The following is a 15,438-nucleotide window of genomic DNA, read 5'->3' on the forward strand; positions in this document are numbered from 1 at the left end:
CATGTAAATTTCCTCGTTTTTAATGTGACAGAACCTAATTGGATCTTACAAAGTCAGTCACTCCTCATTGTTTTATCCAATAAGCTGCTGGAACGTTCAATACTTGATATTGTTCATCTAAATAAGCATGTTTTCTTTTCCAACTACTTTTCTTCCACGCTTCTTGATTTGAATATGATGGATCTTTCGGTTTTGGATAGTCTCCATTTATCCATCCGTCTTCAATATGATTTAATTTCGCTGCCTTCATCATTGTATTTATACCAGACAGTTATCATTTTGACCGCCATATAGTTCACTCACCCGCTCCCCTCAAAATTGTGGTTTCATAGTCTATTTGTCTGTCTTAATGACTATTTGACACTCAATTTTATAATTTGTTTCACCTGTTTCAATCTTTGTATCATCGCGGTTAACTTTATATTTCCCTCCATACAAACTTGCTGAGATTGGGTGCCTTATACCACTCTTTAACTGATCGTAAATGTATTTCTTGCCTTCTTGAAAATTCTTTCGAGGAACATGTCCTACTTTGAAATCATTTACATAGACAGCTATAGCTTCCGGATCGTACTCGTTATTCTCTTCTAACCGCAATTCACAATTAGAGAAAAGGGCATTATGATAAACAAATATTGGCTCATCAAAAGTAGATTCTAAAATCTCTTTATTTGTCATACCATCATATTTTTCATCGAAGGAAAAGCTATTTTCATCCTCAGTATTGATGGCTTTCTTAATATCTTTTTGATAGTGTGATGTTCCTGCAACTTTAAAGTCTATATACTCAAAAAATGCAGACTTTTCTTCATATTTCCTTGAGAAGGCTGTTTCTTGAATCAAGATTGGGAAATTTTCTTTTTTAGATGTCACCTCTGTTTCGTTATTAACCTCAGAAGTATTAATATTATTATTTCTACTCTCATTCTGTTCATTTTTAACTTTGTTCTTGAAAAAGTTGAGTATGCCCAAATGTACCCCTCCAATTAAAATAAAAGAATGAATTTATTTTAAATTCCTCTCACAAAACTTGAATTTTCGCATATGAAGCACCAGACTTTCTTATTTACTAACTCAATTCAACTATTTAAGGAATATAAATTCTTTCTTTCCCCACTGCTCTTTTAACCTGTTCTTTTAATACAAATAATTTCGATAATTCTAAACAATATACTTGATCATCCATAATAATATAAGCCTCCGACAACCATTCAGGCACATATCCTAAATGTTGTTTGCCCAAAACTAATCTTTTTAAAGCTAAATTAATTCTCATCTAAACCCAATAGAGATTGGAATAAGTTCCAAGGTATTTTTTGAAACTATATTTTTTACCCGCATGTTCAATAACTTCAGTCATATTGATTTACATAACAATCTTCTTTTCCAGTGTGAGGAGTGTTTCTCACCCATATGGTTTTGTTCTTTACTTTCAAAAAATAGACGTTCTTTTTATGGTTCTTTCGCATAACCAGTGCACCTTTTTTCAATAGTTGCTTATCATACTTCTCCAGAAAAACAAAGCATCCTTTCCACTTTTGATCATTAATTTTAGGTCATATAACATTATGCTCTTTTATAATTTCATTTTTCATTCCCAAATCAGTTACTTCAAAATTTATAAACGGGAGTGAGTGACAAAAGGTGTTGAGTTATACGGAGTTGTTTTAAAACCATTATTATGAAACCTAATTAGCTTTACATATCCTCTATTAATCTCCATGTACTCCTCTAATTCAACAAAAGTACGATTTTATGCAGACCTAGAAAACTTGTAATTACTTTCTATCCTTCTAACTTTAGTATACCATTTTCATCCTGAGCGATCGATATGATTATGACTTTTTTCGAATATCTGCAATTCCTGCAGCTCGATGTTAGCTCTCTTGGATACCGATCCATTTCGTCATTATATAGCTTTTTGACAGTCGGATACTCGTGATCAATATCCCTGGAAAGTTTCCGGATACTGATCTTTCTTTGGTCTAATATGGGCTTTAAATTAGATTTAATCATTGTTATCACCTCAATTTTGATCACTTAAAATGATCATTGAATTTGTAGTAATGACCAAGGCTTTAAATCTGCTTTGACTCTAAAGAAGCTTAATATGGATAATCCGGGCTCTTCATGGTCAATCCCATATTTGCCTTTGATTTTCTCGTTCCCACAACCAGGATTCTTTTCGACTCATAACGAGCTCTCACTAGCTGCGCTCAATGTTTTTGGTAATAATAGGATTTGACCCAATGATAATTTCTTCCCTTATTTTCACACCATTCAATAAATCCCTTTGATTGTTTTTCTGTAAACAACACCCAGTCATTTAACAGATCTTGATAATAGTTAAGTGCTTCGTTATTGTTATTTCTTGTTTGTTGACATTCTACCTTGTTGTTTAACTGTATTGACTTAATAATAAGTGCTGTATCTTCTTTAATATCGCCAAGGTACAAATCTTCGGATATATGATGAAATGAATACCAAAGTGCGTTCAAATTTATATCGATTAGCGTTAATAAGGATAATTGTTCATTGCTGCCACCAAGTCTAAGCGCATTGTGTAAGTAATCGACACGTTTTTCAGTATTTAAAAACACGCCATACCACCTATATGGCCTTGGATCTTCCGGATTACTCTTCATCCATCCCTCAAGTAAAGGCTTTAAAAGTTCCTCTTCCAAAGGATGAACGAGTACATGGTGAATATCATCTGATGTTTCAAATAAATCAAATAGCCAACATGCAAACTTCTGTTGGGCATTATTATCCCACGTCTTTGCTTCATTAATAAAAGAAGATAATGCTTTAAAGGATTCCTTACGTAACCCTTTTTCTTTGAGGGAGCAGAACTTTTGAAATAATGGATATTCATCCAATCTGTCACTTTTCAAGATATTAGTTAAGATATTTACCATTGCTCACATCTCTCTTCGTTTAGAATCAAGTCCATGTTATATTTAGCCTTTGTACCTTGCTATATCACTAAGAATAACTTGATTTCCATTTTCCTTTTTCTACACCTGGATGCATTTCAAAATGATTTTAATTGAACTTGAAAGTGATATGTACAATAAACTGAGTTGCTATCTTCAACTATAAAGTATGTATCTTGGATTAAGAAATTTGTAAAGCCAACTGTTTTGAGTATCGCTTTACTCCTCATGAGCATATCCATCTGGATATCATTATCAGTTAGAAGGTCCAAATTAATAGTAAACGCTGTATGTAATTCAAAGAAAGAATTATCAAATTTAAAGTTTAAGATTTTCAGACACCCCCCCCACCTTACCGTTTCCTTTATTATACAGCGTGATCTTATCTAATTAAAACTGCTGTTTTATACAGAAAATAATGTCCTTTGTTCCTTTCCCTCTTCCGTCCATTGCAGATGCTAGCCACTTCATAGTTTCTTTAATATAGTTTTAATAATAAAAGCTTCATGAAAAAAGGTGATTTTTTGCCCGCTTGAACGCCCCCTCAACATTTTTAAAAATTCCATGGGCGTTTCAGTACATTCTCCTTTCCAAGTTTTTGTTTCATTGCCTAACCATTCTCCCGGGTAACGTCTTTTTCAGATGACACTTTAATCTCTCCATTCTGTGTGAAATTGTTGTTTACTTAATTAGATGCCATAACAAAAAAAGCTTCCTAACTTCAGATGCTGGTACGCTTTCTTTCTTAATATATGAACATAAAACGACTACGTGCATTCTCTTGTAAATTCAACCTTTCTATATTTAGAAATTTTAATATTCGAAATTTATCCTTTCCCTCTTTACTTATATATGGAAAAAAGTATTATTTACCTAAATGAAAAATAGTTAAAAAAGTAGCAGAAAGAGGTTATTAAATGAAAAAGTTATTTGTTACTTTTCTTGTGCTAATCTCCTTAAAAAGGTTGCACTAGTAAGTATTCTCTAGCTACCTTGTCAAATGATGACTGCAAAACAAGCTGGGGACTATGTATTGTGTTCCCAAGTAAAGAAGTTAAACTTTATTCTCCAAAGAGTCCTATAAAGGTAGCTGTATTAGATAGTGGGATTAATAACTCTCTGTCTATTTTTGAAAATAGTTCAATAACCTCATATGATGCAATAAAAAACAATTCCACTACAAAAGATTCTTTAGGCCATGATACAGCCATAGCGGGTGTTATTATGGCTCCTTTAAATAAACAAACAGTGCAAGGAATATCTCCTCAAGTGAAATTATTCGATGTTAAGGTTCTTAATGATAAAGGAGGTGGTGAAGTCCACTCTATGAAACAAGTAAAGTCTGAATCTGAAGAATATGTATTTTTTGAGCCTATTTTATGTAAGGTTAAGCATAAATTTAAGACTAAGCACGGTAAACTCCGCATACCTTCCTTCGAATCCTGGAGAGTGTAATCTCTCCGTTACATAACTCCTTAGAGCCTAGCTTTTAAAATCCGAGTAAAAATTTAGTACATGGATCAATTAGTTACTATCGAATAAGAACTTTAGTGAATTAATTGCTCATGTCTTTTATAAATTTGAATTGTCCTTTTTTATCTAATTCTAAAAACAAATCAATCCGATTTTGTGAACTACTTCTTCCTCTAACTTTACTCATTCTTCACTCATTTTTGCTTGAAACATTTCTTCTGCAGATACTTCATGAGCTTTAGCGATCCAATAAATATCTTTTAACAGTTTTTGTGCATTATTATATGACCAGATTGTGTATGGAAACCGAGTTTGAATTACAGCAGTTTCATCATCTGGAGTTGCTACCGTATATGGTAATGACCTGTCAAAGATCTCAGTGTCATAGTCATACCACAACCAGAGCATGTCAGCAGTATTATGTATGTAATATCCTAAGTACTCTCGTTGAAAGTTCATCTGTTCACTCACTGCTTTTAAATAGAATAACTATTTTATAATCTCTTCTTAATACCCTCCACTTAAAATACAGTATAATTGTAACTTGGATACACTAATCTATTTACATATAATTACAGTGTATTTCATTAAAAAATCAGGAGATGATTTTATTGAAAATTAAAAAGGTTATTACAAGTTCCCTCTTATTAACGTCTTTATTTATTTCCGCTGCTACCGCTTATGCTACACCTGCTACCTCTGTTAAAAGTCATGATGCTATCCGAATCCAAGGAGATCAAATGGAAATGACTGTCGTGAGATACTACACCCAAGAAGAATCCCGTAGTATCCCTTATACGATTCAATATGCAGAGAATGGTTGGTACGGAACCTTGACTGCAACTAATTGGAAACAGCAATCTGATCTTAGAGTTAGAGTTGAATATACAGGGACTGTTTACTTAGGACAATAATAAATGAAGGGCGACTAGTCCCTTATCTTATTTTTAGTTAAAAACTATCTTTTATTCAATCTCTATATTCAACCCAGTTGATCCAACTTTGATTTCCCTCATCTCTCCAATCTGTGGCATATATAAATGTTTCTTTTCATTAGAAACAATTTCACCCTTCCAACAACCGTTTTGCACAAAGGATTTTGTCCCGATTGGTAAAGTTTGAAGATCTGCGTTCTCTATGTATTCTCCCTCCTCTCTATAAATATCTCCTTGTTCAGAAATCCTCCTTTTCGAAACTTTAATGTCGATTTTGTAAAGTGAATTTTCATCCTCAATCATTAATTTATATAGCCAATCAGTTATTTTTGATTGCTCTTCACTACCGTTAACCATATCGAAAATCTTCCTGTACATGTCATTCCTCTTCTTTTGAAAAATACTTGTCTCACCTCTTTAATAGTTAAAGTTTCTTGATTTTGCACTTTTCCACTCATTAACTATCCACTTCATATGTATTCATTAATTTAATGATAAAACCACGATTTTAATTTAACTTTAATATGCACCATCTTGAGAAAATCCCCTTTAATTGGTAAACTCATACTTAACTTTTTATATACAAGTGGGTGTTGCCTTGAATAAAACAATCGGAATTGTTGGATTAATTATCAGCATACTAGTGCAAACTTTTTCGGCCGATGAATCGCTATCGCATAAGATTGCTACGGCTTTGTTATTGGTATCAATAATGATTTATAATTTTGAACATGCTAAGGATTATTCTAAAAAGTCACTTGTTATTTTAGGAGTTACCTTTATTCTTTTGATGCTAGGAGTTTATCAACTGCTCTCATTTACCAGCGATTACTTTGAAAAGCTTAATGTGAATTTTAGATATACCCTCTTATTTGAAATAGCATTAATTATTGCATTGGTAACGATTGCAGTAAATGTAATGAAGTACATTGCGAATCGGTTAAGGAAATCGACTAATGGTAAAGAGTTATAGCTCTTTGCCTTTTTTATGCTAAATGCTTCTTTCTATGCGGTCTTTTATGTATGAAATCAAATGCTAAATCAACTTTCTCTGGTTCCCTTTCCTCTGTTACTCGCTGAGTAACAACAATAAGTTGACCGTTTTCTTGACGATCAATACTCTTAACTGAATATCCTTTAGAACCGTAATATTCTCCGATAATCTCATCAACGTGGTTACTAAGCAGATTCCTCTTTATCACCTGAAAAACCTCCACTTATTTTATTTTTATTCTTTATTTTTTTTATGATTTCATCCTATAATCCATCTCTCCATTTGCCCTCTCCTCTATCACGACATTAACCGACACACAATTTCCATATATATGGGAGTAATTTCGCTATTTCCCCAATAGATAAATCCATATAATGTAATTGTAAGAAAAAATTATAAGAATGGGGGATTTACATGAGTTACAAAAAAGTAATAACAGGTGTTGCATTATCTGTAGGTTTACTTGTTTCAGCATCTCCAGCGTTCGCTGCAAGTACTAGTCCCGATAAGGAAATAGTAAATGTTGCAAGTGATGATTTTAAAGCTCAAGCTATCAAATGGGATCTACCTAGTACTACTGGTATTTTTGCCAATACCTTTGAAAAAGACGGTATCCGCTGGTATTTAAAAGGTATTACAAAAGTCTCGGAAGGAAATTGGATTGGCCACTATGAAGGTGTACGAATATAAGATCAAAATGGGGGGGGCATCTAGCTCCCTTTTTAAATTCATAGTTTGCCAGCTCTATCTGGTTAAAGTAATCCTTTTAAACATAGTTCAAAAGCACATACCAATTTTGTATACATCCCCATTAATACATCTCCCTCTCTTTAAAACAGTCTTTTTATCAAGTGTAGTGCTACTCATAAACAACAAAGACATTATGATCATCAACAAACATTTCGCTGCCATCAGACAAGTGTATCCAAAAAGCCTCCTCTGGTTCATCTCTATAGTCATAAATTGCGACTACCTTTGTATTTGATTCTTCACTCACTGACTTTCTGACAGTTATTTTTATATTATCTTCAGGCAAAATAATTGATTTAATCATTCACTTCAATCCAATCAAGGTTTGTATTGCACCGTTGTGCTTCAAGTAACATCTAGTCACAAGATTGAACCTTATTCGTTAATACACTTGGTCCCAACTTTTCTGTTCTAGCATTAGAAAGACGCACTTGAACTTTAACATTCTTCATTTCGGCTGTAATTGAGTCAATCCTTCCAGCCCAACTAGGACTGTCTTCAGGTGTAGGATAAAGTTTAAATCGCCAACTAATCTCACCTGGTTTAGAAGCAAAACCTTCGTAGGTATCGTAATTTCCATATGAAGATGGTTCCGGAAGATGAACAGCAAGAATACTTATATTGGTTCTTGGAGCACTAGGCGGATTTAATTGCACCTTATAAATTAATGCCACGCCTTTTACATTTCTAAGGCTCTGATCAACAGGTTCCATTATTACACTACAAGGCATTGTACTTGCTTTTACTTGAATTGGATAGGCAACAGCAGCTGCCAATAAGGATATAACCAAAATAAATCGTCTCATGGAGAGTTCCTCATATTTTTTTGGTTAATTTCCCTTATTTCTGGATCGATTATTCATATGTATTTGATCTGGACTTCAATTTTATTTTGATTTAATTTCAACAGTTAAACTGTCTGGATAGTTTTTTAAATCAAGTGCGTTTACATGACAGTGACCTACATTTTCTTCTTTATCAACGTAATTATAGAAGAACTTTTCCCCATTATTGATGATGACTTCGCCATGATGTATGTACTCCATCTCTGATCCCTTGTACCAAGTTACCTTAACCTTTGTGCTAGGTTTGATTTTATTTAAATCAAATACTGTTATTTCTTTTAGCAAGTTCATTTTTTTAACCTCCTCTTCTCTTTTACTTTTAATCTAATTCCCTCATGTCCTCCTGCTGCTCAATATAACTTTTAAAGTCCTCCCATTCCCTATCAATTTCTTTAATATTCCTAGCAATATAGGTTTCTGTAATGTCTGGATCAACCAACTTTTGAAGAGAAAGTTGGTACATAAATTCAATCTTTGATACTGTTTCTAGAAATGACTGGGCATAACTTTTTGCTCTATTTAAGCGATATTGACTCATTCCATGTTTTGATTCCTTTATTATTCTCACTCCCTTTTAATCACATTAAAATGCAGCTTTTATTTAGACTTCATCAGCTTGTCTAATAGTGTCTAACAACTCTTTCTTCTTGAAATATGTCTTTTCCAAACGATCCACTTCCTTTTGCAATTCAGTAGCAGCAGCATTCTTCAGAATCCATTCTCCTACTCCACAGACTTCCTTTTGTTCTTTCTCAAACGTTTTTATATGTTGATCTTCGAACCTAACCCTTACTCTTGTTCCGTTTTCAAATTCATTATTAAAAGCAGCTGCTTTCTTTTATTCTTCAAGCTGCTTAATCCTTTTGTTGTTGTTAAATGAGTTACTTACAATATTTCCTGATTCACGAGTAGTACTTATAATTAATAATGGAAAGCTTATATCACCTTTAGGTCTTAAAGGTACGTTGAGGTTTTGACTCGGTTAGTAACTTTTGGAGAGGAGTTGCTGACCATCTTTTTCATTAAATTAATTGCATACAGAAATTTAATAATGGAGGAATTTAGATTGCTGCTTAATGACAGAGATTGCTGCTTAATGACAGAGAACGTTTTTTGCTTGAGTATCTTCTTGTTTCTAATCGGATCAAATCGTCGTTTGATACCTTCTAATATACTCACTATCTCTGTCTTTTCTTCTTCAAGAAAAGCTCCAAGAAAAGCTCCTTTTGAAAATTCTGGTTTAAAGGATCTAGGACTATCTATGAGCTCACCATTTGATACAAATATACTCAGTCTTATGTCCTTCGATGTCTTACGGAAGAACTGTTTGATAAGGCTAGAGCTCTACATAGAAATATCGGTGAGCGTGTTTACTTTTTAAAGTCTGACGTCTGCATTTTGTATCATGAGCGGATATCGTGACATCCATTTGCTGCGACTTCTTTTCAAATGAAATGATCACCGCAAAAGAACAGATTAGCAAGCGGTTGTACTATAATAAACACCTAATGGATACTTATTTTAAAGGAAAGATTGAAGAGCATAATGTCATTACGGATTGCGACATTGATAAGGTGTTACATAAGATGTACTTAAGATTTGGATTCAGAGAGTATAAACGAAACAATTATGAGCATGTCTTTGATCTTTTGGGTATCAGTGCCCCTGATTGAAAGCCATAATTGTAAATGAGCAGGTATTAGAACAACTTCATATCTTCCTTCTGCAGCTTATTTAAGTTCCTCACCGTCCATCTAAATGATTTATCTGTGACGAGTTTCTTCTATTATATGTACCCATCTAAAATAACCCTTTCATAAATTCAGCCTTTGCTTTAGGTTATTAAGTATTATGACTAAGACGTTATTGATATTCGCCAATTTGCATAAAAATAAGTCTTCGATTCATTTTTTGCTGTTACGGTAACGATTAATAATATTAAGCCTTATACACCCTCTTAATTATTCATTTTTTTAATTTTGCCCTTGATTTTCATTCGAATTTGTGAGTCAGCCGAAAAAAACTCGAAATCCAATATTTGTTACTAAAAAGCAGTATAAGACTTATTATATAGGGATTTAACTACCAAAACGTGGGGGTCTATTAACATCCAAATACTCAAAAGTACCCATGCACTTCCATTTCCACACCCTTTCCAAATTTTCATTTTCCTAATTTTACATTAGATCGTCTTTTTTCACATCATAATCGTTATCGTAAAAGCCTATAGTATCAACGTTTTTCCTTCTAAAAATTTTCCTTTTTTATCAATATCTCCTTAAAACAACCACTTTCCCCTACTCCCGCTTATGTTTTACGATCGTTTACCCCCTATTCACTAATTAAAGTATCAAAAATCCTTATGTTTACTGTCTTTTTTAGCTCATTATAAATTTTTACGATAAGCATGTTATTCGTGTACGATATACGACTTGACTGTAATTGGTGACGATTTAACAGAGATATTTAATGCACTTCTAACTTTTTTAACTGCAATGGGAATCATTGTTGACCCAACAACTCAAGGTATTTCTGATAGTGAACAAGCAATGGATTATGATAAACCCCCTCCCCTTCTCTTAATTGAGGAGGGTATTTTTTTCGTAATGAAAAAATTGCAGAAAACTTTACATCCTTTTACAATTTTTTCAATGACTATGTTATGATTGTTTTCGAGAGATTTTTGAAATTTTCAGAAAGAGGGGTTTGGATGAGTAAGATCGCTTCAGAAGTTGTCGCTACTACACTGAATGACTGGTACATTGCTATAAAAAAGCAAAAGGTTGATGAGTCAATAAAATATTATTCAGAGATAAAGAAACTTTTTGATGAAATGGAAGAAGATCAAGAAGTTCTTGCGTATTATAGTTTATTAGAAGAAAGACATAAAATGTTGCTACATTCCTCACGAGGAGAACCTTTGCAAAAGCACACCTATTTTACTGAAGACAATCAAAACTTCATTAAAAAAACAAATGATAAATTAGAATACAACTTTTATCTATTTGAAGCAATGTATGAGGCATACAACAAAAACTATGATCGAGCAATTAACTTATATGGATTAGCTGAGAAAAAGCTTGCAGAAATTCCAGACGAAATTGAAGCAGCTGAATTTTACTCTAAAGTCTCTTACTTATACACTCTTGTTAAACAAAGCATTGTGGCACAACATTATATAAAAAATGCAATTTCGATATATAAGCGACACCCTGATTACAAATGCAAACTTGCTACATCAACAATGATTGCAGCTGCGAACTATGCTGATATGAAACGATTTGAGGAAGCAGAAAAATATTACTTAGAAGCAATTGATATTGCAAAAGAGACAAAAGATGAATTTTTGAAAGCTCAATTATTTCACAATCTTAGCATCGTTTATTCTGATTGGAATAAACCTGATAAATGCATCGAATCTCTTGAAAAAGCAATAGGAAATGAATCTTGGTTACATTCAATTTATTATATAAATTCTTTATTCATGATAATTAAAGAACTCTTTAAAATTGACGAAAAAATGAAAGCCATTAATTTTTACAATAAAGCACAGGAAAGACTCATATTAATGGAGAATAAAGTATACGAAGCCAAAATTAGCATCTTATACAACCTTTATTGTGGTGAATTAAAAAATAATTTCAATAATTGTATTAGTAATATTGAGTTTTTAAAGCAACAAAATGAACTTGAAAGTGTAGATGAATTGTCCTACATAGCTGCAAAAAGGTTTGAATCAATAGGTGCTTTTGAAGAAGCAACGAGCTTTTTCAATGCGAAAATTTGGGCTGAACAGAAAATGAATCAGGTGGAGGGAATCTTATGAAAAAACTTGTGCTTTGCGTATCTATTTTAGCTGTGATTTTAAGTGGAGTAGCTTTAACGCAATTGAGTACAGATTCACCATCTAACATCCAGGTAGCTGAAAGGCCTGTCGGAGGTTAAAAAAGGTTGATTAATTAATTTAGCCCTACTCATACACTTGAGTGGGCTTTTATTTTATGATTTATGTCCACCAGTCAACCCAGCTCTGTGAAGCGCTGTACCTGCAAACGTAACTGAGATACTTCTCACTGTTTTGCCCGAGTAAAACTTATTAAAGAACATCAAGCAACACTTATAAATATCCATCGTGATATTTGTGGGAAAATCAATTGTTTTGGATCGATGAAATCCACCACCAAGCTCATCTTTACTGTAACCAATTCCAAGGCTGATCGTTCGACCAACTTTATTATGTGTACATGCCCTTCTTGCGACTTCCTCACAAATTTCCAAAAGAACAGCCTTAATCTCTTCTCTCCTTGTATAATCCCTCAGTAAAATCTGACTCTTATCAAAACTAATCTGACCTTGTATCAACTGAGCACCTATTTCTGATAAATCAATTCCATGCGCATGATAGTACAACTGGTTTCCCATTATTCCGAACTTCTTTTCAAGCAGCTCTAAAGGAAATTTAGCTAACTGGCCTACAGTTGATATTCCCATCCGATTCAGGTTTCTTTCCATCCTCCCTCCTATTCCCCATATTTTAGACAGTGAACCTTCCAGAGTTTATTTGGCACATCTTCATATCTCCAACGTGCAATACCACTCTTTGTTTTCTTACTCTCCAGGTCAAGCGCAAGCTTACTAAGCAACATATTGTCACCAATTCCAACTGTGCACATCAAACCAAATTCTCTCCACATGCTGCTTTGGATTGCTTTGGCCATTTCTTCAGGATTCTCTTTTCCTGCATCTAAAAAAGATTAATCAATTGAATACGTGTGGACACATTTTTCAGGAACAAATCTGTAAAACAGCTTTGTAATCTCAGTTGAAACTCTGATGAAAAGCTTCATTTGTGGATTTACAATGTATATTCTTGGATCTTCAGGTATCTCAAATAGTCTCGATCCTGTTTTGATTCCAAAATCTTTTTTAAGTGCAGGAGATGCGGCTAATACTACACTTACCTGTCTCTCGATATTTCTTACAACAGCCGATACAGAAGTATAAAACACAAAGTATATTCTTACGTAGAAATTGTGAGTAATCAATCATTGTATGTAACTCCTTGTTATATATACTGTGTTGTTATGTTGATCTTTAACGTGAAGCTTGTGTTGTTCAAAATTAATGTAATGAACTCTTCCGGCGGCATTTTCAAACAAATCCATAGTTGTAAAGTTTGAATTTCAAAATTTAAGTGCTTCAGAAACGAGAACGTCCATCATCTCAATTTTTGATCCATCAATCAAATCTTGTTTAAGCTGTATTAAATGTTCTAGCATCATTGATGTCCATTGATTGTTCCTCGATCCCTAAACATATCGACTCACTCCTTGATTGATCTAATATCAACAGAACTAATGTTCCTTATTCAATGCAGATAAGAACAAACGTTCGATGTAAATGTTGGTAATAAAATATAAAGGTCAATAATGATATCCGTAGTATTAATAAAGGAGAGATTCTTTTCGACGAGGGAGAGTGTGATGGTGAATGAAGAAGAGGTTAATTGGATTTTTGGTCTTAGTTCCTGCTTTGATTATGTCGGGTATAACTTTAATCGAATCAAACAAAAAGACCCCTGTAGAAGTTTTAGAAAGTGCTTGGGATGAATTTGGGTTATTTAGTTTTGAAATTGGAATAACAGATCCGGCAATTACAATAGGCATGGATCAAACCAAAAGTGAAGCAAAACTTCGTGAATATTTAAAAGATAATCTGTCTAGAGAAGCCAAGGAAAAATATAAGATTTATATATTCAAGGACGATATTGTTAAGCTTGAGAAAGAGCATCAAGAATATTTGCAAGAAAATAATCTCAATAAGTAAAACGCCCAGCACTTATTGAGCTGGGCACTGTTTCATATTTAAATTGAATTTTTATAAGCATTAATAGCTTCGTTTCGCAACAACATATTATTTTTGTTAACCATGCCTATGTTGTAAGCTTTTTTGATAATATCTAATACCTGTGAATCTAATGCAGAGAGATTACCTCCCGGATTAAATCTTGATTTCCAATAATCTAAAGACTTATTTAGGTCAAGTGAGCTTTTTTTGTTCTCGGGTTTAACTACTTCATTTTTCTCAAGTTTTTCACAGAATTCACTAAAACTAATTGATGAAAGAGTAGGATTATCCCCTCCATACCCTTCTGTAGCCAAACTGCAAAATGCTAAGAATTTCGGATCATAAATAAGATCGCTTGAGTTTACATTCATCACAGATAATCACAATCCTCTCAGAGCTTTTTATAATTGTATTACCTTTTCCATTTTTACACATGTTAAATATCGACAATCCCTCAAATCATTTAATAAGGTTATGTCAAATTTTAATGTTGATAAATACGCAAAAATAAAAGGAAACCATAGTTCCAGGTACCTTTTAGGCTTTCTAAACCAATTTTTACAGCGTTTAGTCTCTTTTTGACAACAGTTGTGTTTGAACCTTTTTCTGTCGTGCTTTTATAAGCATTTGAAAGTTTACTAAAAGTTGACTCTAAAGATTTAATGGACAAATCTTGAATTTCTTGGCTAACAATCTTCATTTACAATCCTCACTTTTCGTTTTAAAAACAACACCTACTCAATAGTTGAATTTAGGACTACGCCTTGAATTTTGCGATTCGCAAACTATCATATCAGCTACAGCTTTAAATGTTTTTCTTAGCTTCACCATTTGTGACCTTAGTCCCTTGTACTCTTTGGCTCTTTTATCCGCTTCAGAGAGCAATGAATCAGCTTCAAATACCTTCATTTCATTCTCCTTTCAAGCCTACTCTATGTAAATTTCACCACAATTATTTGCTTGAATAACAGAAAAAGACAGCCAGAACTGACTGTCTTATACATCGTGCGATCGTGTTCTATAATAATTTTCTGCGGTATAGTAGCACCATTCCCAAAAAGTTGCCCCATTGGATTCTATATACCGATCTAGAAATATCTCAAAATTTAAATTTAATGGTGTATATTCCCCTATTTCTAATATAAAAAGATAGTTGGGATCCCCTTTATCCAATTTATCTTTGTCGATCATCAAATGGCACCCTTCTAATAAGTGACCAATTGGGATACCATTGATGCCTTCAAACAAATCCTCATATTTTAATTCTTCTTCAATCTCTTCAAGGCTAAATAAATAAAGTCCTCCACCTATATTCTCCCCATCAGAAAGAATCTCAAAAATTTTCGCACCGTTATGCAGTGTCATGAACTTCTGATAATCCTCTGGAAGGGTAATCTGATGTTTAGCTTCAAAACTTTGAATGTCGTTAAGGGTTGCTTTGTCCTGTGAAAATGTAACAAGGAACTCCATGATATCCCCTTCAGAACAAAACAATTGAATGGCTCCTTTTTCGTCTAAAAGACTTTTCAAGCCATTTACCGTCTTATGAACAAAGTTAGTCACATACATCACCCCTTTATTTCCTTTTAACAATAACCTTTCAAATTCCAAAAGATGTGAACAGATCGTGATAGGTGCTCTTTTCAGTGAATATAATG

General features: G+C 33.3%; 19 protein-coding genes and 8 pseudogenes. 9 read left to right on the top strand and 18 right to left on the bottom strand.

Annotated elements, in window-relative coordinates; translation table 11 throughout:
* Window positions 1–64 precede the first annotated feature (64 nt).
* The 4 genes and pseudogenes from WA279_RS16380 to WA279_RS16395 form a co-directional block, all read right to left on the bottom strand.
* On the bottom strand, window positions 65–253 hold the full coding sequence (locus tag WA279_RS16380; RefSeq protein ID WP_336156019.1) for a hypothetical protein: 189 nt from the start codon (window positions 251–253) through the stop codon (window positions 65–67).
* 80 nt (window positions 254–333) lie between these two features.
* The gene (locus tag WA279_RS16385) at window positions 334–972 is read right to left on the bottom strand and encodes an HIRAN domain-containing protein (protein WP_336156021.1); all 639 of its coding nucleotides are present in this window, start codon (window positions 970–972) and stop codon (window positions 334–336) included.
* A gap of 841 nt (window positions 973–1,813) precedes the next feature.
* A pseudogene (locus WA279_RS16390) lies at window positions 1,814–2,016 on the bottom strand (helix-turn-helix domain-containing protein).
* A gap of 200 nt (window positions 2,017–2,216) precedes the next feature.
* Window positions 2,217–2,918, bottom strand: a complete 702-nt coding sequence (locus WA279_RS16395) for a hypothetical protein (RefSeq protein WP_336156024.1) — start codon at window positions 2,916–2,918, stop codon at window positions 2,217–2,219.
* A 1,053-nt stretch (window positions 2,919–3,971) separates the two neighbouring features.
* Here WA279_RS16395 and WA279_RS16400 point away from each other — a divergent pair.
* Window positions 3,972–4,208 (top strand): annotated as a pseudogene (locus WA279_RS16400) (S8 family serine peptidase); the annotation flags it as partial.
* A 48-nt stretch (window positions 4,209–4,256) separates the two neighbouring features.
* A pseudogene (locus WA279_RS16405) lies at window positions 4,257–4,391 on the top strand (ATP-dependent DNA ligase); the annotation flags it as partial.
* Window positions 4,392–4,592: 201 nt separating this feature from the next.
* Here the strand turns inward: WA279_RS16405 and WA279_RS16410 are convergent.
* Window positions 4,593–4,868: a hypothetical protein gene (locus tag WA279_RS16410; protein ID WP_225722012.1), complete on the bottom strand. Its 276-nt coding sequence runs from the start codon at window positions 4,866–4,868 to the stop codon at window positions 4,593–4,595.
* A gap of 152 nt (window positions 4,869–5,020) precedes the next feature.
* Here WA279_RS16410 and WA279_RS16415 point away from each other — a divergent pair, with 152 nt between their 5' ends.
* Complete coding sequence (locus WA279_RS16415; protein WP_250622439.1) at window positions 5,021–5,323, top strand: hypothetical protein; 303 nt, start codon at window positions 5,021–5,023, stop codon at window positions 5,321–5,323.
* A gap of 51 nt (window positions 5,324–5,374) precedes the next feature.
* Here WA279_RS16415 and WA279_RS16420 read toward each other — a convergent pair whose 3' ends face one another.
* Window positions 5,375–5,722, bottom strand: a complete 348-nt coding sequence (locus WA279_RS16420; RefSeq protein WP_004399296.1) for a hypothetical protein — start codon at window positions 5,720–5,722, stop codon at window positions 5,375–5,377.
* Window positions 5,723–5,942: 220 nt separating this feature from the next.
* On the opposite strand from WA279_RS16420, the gene WA279_RS16425 reads away from it, so the two are divergent.
* A complete protein-coding gene (locus WA279_RS16425) occupies window positions 5,943–6,317 on the top strand; it encodes a YoqO family protein (protein ID WP_033884000.1) in 375 nt (124 codons plus the stop codon).
* A gap of 13 nt (window positions 6,318–6,330) precedes the next feature.
* Here WA279_RS16425 and WA279_RS16430 read toward each other — a convergent pair whose 3' ends face one another.
* Window positions 6,331–6,546, bottom strand: a complete 216-nt coding sequence (locus WA279_RS16430) for a hypothetical protein (protein WP_080529412.1) — start codon at window positions 6,544–6,546, stop codon at window positions 6,331–6,333.
* 206 nt (window positions 6,547–6,752) lie between these two features.
* On the opposite strand from WA279_RS16430, the gene WA279_RS16435 reads away from it, so the two are divergent.
* Window positions 6,753–7,028 carry an LCI fold-containing protein gene (locus WA279_RS16435; RefSeq protein ID WP_033884003.1) on the top strand — a complete coding sequence of 92 codons (276 nt, stop codon included), beginning with the start codon at window positions 6,753–6,755 and terminating at the stop codon, window positions 7,026–7,028.
* Between the two features lie 169 nt (window positions 7,029–7,197).
* Here WA279_RS16435 and WA279_RS16440 read toward each other — a convergent pair whose 3' ends face one another.
* The 5 genes and pseudogenes from WA279_RS16440 to WA279_RS16460 all read right to left on the bottom strand — a co-directional run.
* Window positions 7,198–7,392: a hypothetical protein gene (locus WA279_RS16440; RefSeq protein ID WP_033884004.1), complete on the bottom strand. Its 195-nt coding sequence runs from the start codon at window positions 7,390–7,392 to the stop codon at window positions 7,198–7,200.
* A 52-nt stretch (window positions 7,393–7,444) separates the two neighbouring features.
* Window positions 7,445–7,894, bottom strand: a complete 450-nt coding sequence (locus tag WA279_RS16445) for a hypothetical protein (RefSeq protein ID WP_033884006.1) — start codon at window positions 7,892–7,894, stop codon at window positions 7,445–7,447.
* An 81-nt stretch (window positions 7,895–7,975) separates the two neighbouring features.
* Complete coding sequence (locus WA279_RS16450; RefSeq protein ID WP_033884007.1) at window positions 7,976–8,224, bottom strand: hypothetical protein; 249 nt, start codon at window positions 8,222–8,224, stop codon at window positions 7,976–7,978.
* A gap of 28 nt (window positions 8,225–8,252) precedes the next feature.
* Complete coding sequence (locus WA279_RS16455) at window positions 8,253–8,471, bottom strand: hypothetical protein (RefSeq protein ID WP_080529413.1); 219 nt, start codon at window positions 8,469–8,471, stop codon at window positions 8,253–8,255.
* A 63-nt stretch (window positions 8,472–8,534) separates the two neighbouring features.
* Window positions 8,535–8,771 (bottom strand): annotated as a pseudogene (locus WA279_RS16460) (hypothetical protein); the annotation flags it as partial.
* Between the two features lie 1,585 nt (window positions 8,772–10,356).
* Here WA279_RS16460 and WA279_RS16465 point away from each other — a divergent pair.
* The 3 genes from WA279_RS16465 to phrK are packed head-to-tail and all read left to right on the top strand — an operon-like array spanning window position 10,357 to window position 11,878.
* Window positions 10,357–10,599 (top strand): phage holin, encoded by a 243-nt coding sequence (locus WA279_RS16465; RefSeq protein ID WP_263870031.1) that lies wholly within the window; start codon window positions 10,357–10,359, stop codon window positions 10,597–10,599.
* A gap of 44 nt (window positions 10,600–10,643) precedes the next feature.
* Window positions 10,644–11,759 carry a response regulator aspartate phosphatase RapK gene (gene rapK / locus WA279_RS16470; protein ID WP_033884009.1) on the top strand — a complete coding sequence of 372 codons (1,116 nt, stop codon included), beginning with the start codon at window positions 10,644–10,646 and terminating at the stop codon, window positions 11,757–11,759.
* Entirely contained in the window at window positions 11,756–11,878 is a 123-nt protein-coding gene (gene phrK / locus WA279_RS16475) for a phosphatase RapK inhibitor PhrK (protein ID WP_004399440.1), read from the top strand. Before rapK ends, phrK begins: the two co-directional genes overlap by 4 nt.
* A gap of 54 nt (window positions 11,879–11,932) precedes the next feature.
* Here phrK and WA279_RS16480 read toward each other — a convergent pair.
* Both WA279_RS16480 and WA279_RS16485 read right to left on the bottom strand, forming a co-directional pair.
* Window positions 11,933–12,982: pseudogene (locus tag WA279_RS16480) on the bottom strand (Y-family DNA polymerase).
* Window positions 12,979–13,215 (bottom strand): annotated as a pseudogene (locus WA279_RS16485) (YolD-like family protein). The pseudogenes WA279_RS16480 and WA279_RS16485 overlap by 4 nt, the downstream one beginning before the upstream one ends.
* A 208-nt stretch (window positions 13,216–13,423) precedes the next feature.
* Here WA279_RS16485 and WA279_RS16490 point away from each other — a divergent pair.
* Window positions 13,424–13,759: a hypothetical protein gene (locus WA279_RS16490; RefSeq protein WP_088326237.1), complete on the top strand. Its 336-nt coding sequence runs from the start codon at window positions 13,424–13,426 to the stop codon at window positions 13,757–13,759.
* Between the two features lie 38 nt (window positions 13,760–13,797).
* On the opposite strand, the gene WA279_RS16495 is transcribed toward WA279_RS16490, so the two are convergent.
* The 4 genes and pseudogenes from WA279_RS16495 to WA279_RS16510 form a co-directional block, all read right to left on the bottom strand.
* Window positions 13,798–14,151 carry a hypothetical protein gene (locus tag WA279_RS16495; protein WP_395532698.1) on the bottom strand — a complete coding sequence of 118 codons (354 nt, stop codon included), beginning with the start codon at window positions 14,149–14,151 and terminating at the stop codon, window positions 13,798–13,800.
* Between the two features lie 146 nt (window positions 14,152–14,297).
* A pseudogene (locus WA279_RS16500) lies at window positions 14,298–14,480 on the bottom strand (hypothetical protein); the annotation flags it as partial.
* Between the two features lie 89 nt (window positions 14,481–14,569).
* A pseudogene (locus WA279_RS16505) lies at window positions 14,570–14,689 on the bottom strand (hypothetical protein); the annotation flags it as partial.
* Between the two features lie 87 nt (window positions 14,690–14,776).
* Window positions 14,777–15,343 (bottom strand): SMI1/KNR4 family protein, encoded by a 567-nt coding sequence (locus WA279_RS16510; protein ID WP_046663338.1) that lies wholly within the window; start codon window positions 15,341–15,343, stop codon window positions 14,777–14,779.
* Window positions 15,344–15,438 lie beyond the last annotated feature (95 nt).

It is taken from the genome of Bacillus sp. 204(2023), assembly GCF_037027505.1.
GTDB classification, from domain to species: domain Bacteria; phylum Bacillota; class Bacilli; order Bacillales; family Bacillaceae; genus Bacillus; species Bacillus subtilis.